5 protein-coding genes and 1 pseudogene are annotated in these 5,010 nt (G+C 70.9%); 2 read left to right on the plus strand and 4 right to left on the minus strand.

The window, feature by feature from the left end; translation table 11 throughout:
- Positions 1-193 precede the first annotated feature (193 nt).
- On the plus strand, positions 194-913 hold the full coding sequence (locus DR046_RS24980) for a transposase (protein WP_370816452.1): 720 nt from the start codon (positions 194-196) through the stop codon (positions 911-913).
- On the opposite strand, the gene DR046_RS22560 is transcribed toward DR046_RS24980, so the two are convergent.
- From DR046_RS22560 to DR046_RS23385, 4 genes are all read right to left on the minus strand, one after another.
- Positions 852-1,895, minus strand: coding sequence for a hypothetical protein (locus DR046_RS22560; RefSeq protein ID WP_115384587.1), 1,044 nt, complete (start codon positions 1,893-1,895; stop codon positions 852-854). The genes DR046_RS24980 and DR046_RS22560 overlap by 62 nt on opposite strands.
- Positions 1,892-2,332 (minus strand): phage holin family protein, encoded by a 441-nt coding sequence (locus DR046_RS22565; protein WP_167767254.1) that lies wholly within the window; start codon positions 2,330-2,332, stop codon positions 1,892-1,894. The genes DR046_RS22560 and DR046_RS22565 overlap by 4 nt, the downstream gene beginning before the upstream one ends.
- On the minus strand, positions 2,329-3,210 hold the full coding sequence (locus DR046_RS22570) for a hypothetical protein (RefSeq protein ID WP_115384589.1): 882 nt from the start codon (positions 3,208-3,210) through the stop codon (positions 2,329-2,331). The genes DR046_RS22565 and DR046_RS22570 overlap by 4 nt, the downstream gene beginning before the upstream one ends.
- A gap of 70 nt (positions 3,211-3,280) precedes the next feature.
- The gene (locus tag DR046_RS23385) at positions 3,281-4,345 is read right to left on the minus strand and encodes a hypothetical protein (RefSeq protein ID WP_135227395.1); all 1,065 of its coding nucleotides are present in this window, start codon (positions 4,343-4,345) and stop codon (positions 3,281-3,283) included.
- A gap of 433 nt (positions 4,346-4,778) precedes the next feature.
- Between DR046_RS23385 and DR046_RS24985 the strand changes: the two are divergent.
- Positions 4,779-4,892 (plus strand): annotated as a pseudogene (locus tag DR046_RS24985) (transposase); the annotation flags it as partial.
- Positions 4,893-5,010 lie beyond the last annotated feature (118 nt).

Consider the following 5,010-nt stretch of genomic DNA (forward strand, 5'->3'; position numbering starts at 1 on the left):
CTCATCTCCGTCTCAGCTTCCAGGTCTCGCAACCCGAACCTTCTCCGAAGATCGGCGATGACCGCCAGCGTCACCCACGGCCGCGCGCCGCGCTACGCCGAAGGCTCCGCGCGCGGCCTCCAAGCCTGCACCGAGCCGCTACCGGACCCTGAACTGGTTCGCCTACAACGCCGCGCTGTGCAAGCATGGATCGCTGACCGTCTGGCTCGACGCTTTGACTCCGTGGCACGCGATGCTGTGGGGCAGGCGCGATGCTGAGCCGGTCTATGGCGACGCTCTCATCCAAGCGCGACTGATTATCAAGGTGCTCTTCGGACTGCCGCTCCGGCAGCCGACCGGCTTCGTAGCCGGACTCTCGAGGCTTGCGGGACTCTCGATTGGCCGGTGCCGGACGACTCGACGCTGTGCCGGCGCCAGAAGAGCCTCGCGGTGCAGCTGCCCTATTGGCTTACGCGTACCGCTGTACCTGCTCGTGAACAGCACCGTGATCAAGGCCCGGGGCGAGGCCGAATGGCACGCGCGCGAACATGGCGGGGCAAGGCGGCGCGTATGGCTCAATGTGCATCTGGCCTTGGACGAGGCGACGCTGGAAGTTCGTGCGGTTGAGATCACCGGCCGCGGCGTTGTCGGAGCGCCAATGCTGCCTGGCCTGCTGTCGCAGAGACCCGTCAATGAGCCGATTGGGTCCGTCCCCGCCGACGGCCCCTACGATGGACCCTCAGACCGGCCGCTCGTCTCGCGGCTGCCCCGATTCCGTGACCGCCCGCCCCTGGATCGTCGCCGACCCAGGCTGGCAAACCGGATGCCCACGGGGGCGGTCACATCATCAAGGCGACGGACGGAACGTATGCCTACTTGCCTCCGGACTTGCGCGGCGTGCCGTCGCCGCCGGGCGCGCCGACTGCGTCCTTGACCGCATCGCCGACCGCGTCGGCCCGGTGTAGAACCTCGTCGGCGGCCTTCTTGGCGGCGCGCTCGGCGGCGGGCTCTACCGAACGGGCGGCCTGGTCCCGCGCGGCGTCCACGCCCTGCGAGACGAGTTCCGCCGTGCGGCGCTGCACCCCGCGCAGCATCTCGTCGCGCTTCGCCCCGATGACCTCCTCCTCGGCGCGGCTGCGCGGGATCAGCATGGCCAGCCCGGCGCCCGCGGCGAGCCCGAGCGCGGCCGTCGCAAGCGGATGCTCGAGACCCAGGCGCGCACCGCGACGGGACAGGTCCGAGGCGACGCCGCGTGCCTGGCGTCCGGTGTCGCGAACGGTCCGCCCGGTCGCGTCGAGCGAGCGGCCCGCGCGGTCCGCGCCTTGCCTCGCGGCTCTCGCGCCGCGGCCCAGTTCGCGCTCGGCCCGCTCCTCGCCGGCTCCGACCGCGTCCGCGACGCGCTCGCCCGTGTGCCCGACGGCTTCCTTGGCGCGTGCCGCGCCCCGTGCCGTCCGATCGCCGAGCTGCTCGGCCCGATCGGCAACCATGCGTCCGGCTTCGCCGACCCGTCCGGCGACGTCCTCGGCCGCCCGGCCGACCGTCCGGCCCGCCTCGCTCGCCGCACGGGAGGCCGCACCCGAGGCGTCCGACAGTGCCCGGCCGACCCGGCGTATGGGCCGCGCTCCCGAGACGTCGCCGACGAGCCCGCTAACGGGGCGACGGGCGAAGAGCATCCACGCGACCGATGCGCCGATCAGGGCCGCGGGAACGGGGTTGTCGCGCGCCGACTCCGCCAGCCGCTCGATGAGAGTGGAATCGTCGTAATCCTCATCGTAGTCGTAGTCGTGATCATGGATGCGGTCATCGACGTAGTAGGTGTCTTCCCTCTCGCCACGGACAACGATCGTGACGTCGTCGCTCTCGCGGCCGTGGGTCTCGAGGTCGTCCGCTCCACCGCTTCTCTTGGTCGTATTCATCGCAAGGTCTCCCCGACCATCATCCGGTCTTTTCTGAGTTGGTCCAATGTGTGTTCAGGCACGGGCCCCGACGACATGGCGTCCAGACCCGCGCGCGCCAGAAGCGCGGCGGCGATACCGGCCAACAGCGTCGTCAGGAGGGCCGCGAACCAGAAGGCGAGCCCCAGCGCCGCGAAGAGCGCCGCAATCGCGAGCAGCGCCATGAAGGCCGCGCCGAGTCCGAGGGCGGCCGCGACGGCGAGCAGCACCGCACCGTGCTTGGCACGACGCAGGCCGGTGCCCATCTCGGCCCGAAGCACGCGAAGCTCGGCCCGGACGAGGGATCCCGCCTGCTGTGCCACGTCGCGGATCAGGTCGGACAGCGGCTCGTCGCGTGGCGGCGACCCGATGTCACGGCGCGGCCCCGGCCGCGCGGCAGCCTCGGCCCCCGGTCTCACGATGCCTTCCCGCTCTTCTCGTCGGACGACTTCGCATCAGACGACTTGCCGGAGTTCTGATCCTTGGAGCCTTTCGACTCTTCGGCCTTCGCGGCATTGCCCTGTCCGGTGCCTGCCTTGTCCGATGTCTTTTCGGAATCACCGGACTTCCCGGACGCGGCATCCTTCGCCTTCGACTGTGCCTCGTCCTTCTTCTCGGACGGCTCGAAGCCCGGAGCCACGGGGGTCTTGCCTCCGGGGTCGCCGGAACTCTTCGACCTGTCCTCGAAGGCGGAAGACGGGACGCGGTCGCGCCCGCTCTCCCCCCCGGCATCGGCGTCCGTTCCGGCCTTCTCGTCCTGGTCGTTCTCGCCGAGGTCGCCGTCGCCTTGGTCACGGTCGTCTTGGTCGCCGTAGTCTTCGTCGCCGTAGTCCTCTTCGTCGCGCTCACCCCGTGGCGACCCGGAGGTCAGGACGCGGACTGCGGCGAAGCCCAGAAGCGCCGCTGTTCCGGCGACGGCGGCGGGATGCCGGCGCGCGAAGCGCCGCACCTCGTCGGACAGTTCGCCCACACCCCGCTCACGGACGGCACGGGCGAGGTCCTCGAGGTACTCCGCCCCCATGTGAACCACATCGCCGACGGCTGGCGCCTCCTCCTCGAACCTGTCGGCGGCGTCGTGCGCTGCGCCGGCGAAACGCTCCACCCGCTCGGCAGCGGCAGTCTTGCGTTCCGAGACCACGGCGTCGATCCGCTCGGAGGCCATGGACAAGGCGTCGCGCGCGGTGTCGCGGGCCGCCGAGGCCTTCTCCGACGCGTCCTCGTATCTGCGCCGGTCCCCTCGCCCTTCGGAGGACTTGTTGCCCTGGCCATCGCCGTTTCGGTCATTCCTGTCGTTCATGGTCTTTCCATCCTTGTCTTTGCATCCTTCCGGCCGCGCTTGGCGGGCGGCGCCCGGCCGGGCCCCAGCCTCACCGCCCGTCCTGCTCGTCGTTCCGTCCCGTGCGGCCCGGTGCGCGGGAGACGGTGTCCTCCGACTTGTCGTCACCGCCCTTCGCGGGAGGCGACGATGCCCGGTCCGCGCCGTCGCCCGATAGGCTCGGCGTCTGCGACACCTTTCCGGAGCCGACGGTGCCGCCCGAGGCGCGAGGCGCGGAGGCGGTCGGGGGCCGGGTCTTGCCGGACCCGCCCCCGGAAGCAGGCTTCGACCGCTCGCCGGGTCGAGCGCGAGCGTTCGTCGACGCGCTGCGTTCCGACCGGGTGACTGCGTTGCGTGCCGCGTGCGCCGCCCGCGCGGTCTCGCGTCCGATCTCGCGTCCCGTTCGGCGGGCACGCGTCCTGACCTTCGGCGAGGACGTCGCCGCCAGCGTCAGCGCGACGGCGATGCCAAGCAGTCCCGTCGCGACCGGATGCGCCCGCGCCGTCCGGGCCGCTTGACCGATCGGATTGGTTTCGCGCGCCGGACTACGACGGGACCTCGACTTGACCCGCTCCACTGAAGGGCGGGGCCGGACCCGTGGCGGCGGGCCGGACGTGGGAGGCGGGGTTGGAAGCGGTCGGTTCGGCGGGACCGGCAGGCCGCGCTCTGGTGCGGCGCGGGAGGTTCCGGCTTCCCGGTCGGGATGCGCAGCGTTCCCAGGTGACCGCGACTTGCCGTTCGCATCCTTATCGCCCCGCAGCAGAAGAGCCAGACCTGCGCCCGTCAAGCCCACGGTGGGCGAGAGCTTGCCGAAGAGGCCAACCAGCGGCTTCGCCAACCCGGCTGCCACGAGCGCGGCGCCCACCGGGTGACGCCGCACGCGCCGCATCGTCCCTTCTCGCAGCTCATCGCCAGCGTGAGCGACTGCGCTGCGGGCGCGGCCCTCGACCGCCGATGGGGAAATGGAGGAGAGGAGGCGCTTCGCCTCGCCTCGCAACGCCGTGAGCGAGCGGGCCAGCGCCGCCCGCTGGCGCCCCGCTTCCGCCACGGCTGCGGCGATGTCCCCCCGCGGGGGCAGGTTGCTGTTGGGATCGTCTCGATGTGCGGGGTCGGTCATTCGGCACTCCTCCGGGGCCGACGATCACGGCCGGGCGCTCCGATCTGTCCACGAGCTCGGCATGAATCGTCGATCATGCGCACCAAGCGCCCGAAATCTGCGTCGGTTCCGCAACTTGACAATTGCTTAGAGCGCCCGCGGCGTGCAGCCACGCCCGGGTCCGTCGCCTGGCGTTCCTCCAGAGGCCGGATCTCGAGGTCGCATAAGGCGCGGCGCGCGGGACGCGCGCTCGCGGTCGAGCATCGCCTCGGTCTGGGCGTCCGATTTGCGCAGCCTTGCTCCGCCCAGGACTGGGGCTTGGGGAACATCGACCTCCCATTCGACCTTGCCCGCGTTCAGCAGGAAGGGGAGAGGTGGTCTGGGAAATCTGCCCAGCCCTGTTGAGTGGATGCTCTGCGCGAGATCGGCATGATGCCGTGAGCGAGGAGAGAGCATGACGAGACGACCGAGACGCAATCATGGCGCGGCATTCAAGGCGCGCGTGGCGCTGGAGGCGGTGAAGGGCGAGCGGAGGCTGACCGACCTGGCGCAGCAATACGACGTGCACGCGCCCAAGCGGCTGCACGACGAGCTGACCGAGGACTACCGCGACATGATCTGTGCCGAGACCACCACCGAGGTCGAAGCGAAGCGGAAGGCCTTCTTGCGCAAGTGGCGGCTGAAAT

Source organism: Jannaschia formosa, from assembly GCF_003340555.1.
GTDB classification, from domain to species: domain Bacteria; phylum Pseudomonadota; class Alphaproteobacteria; order Rhodobacterales; family Rhodobacteraceae; genus Jannaschia; species Jannaschia formosa.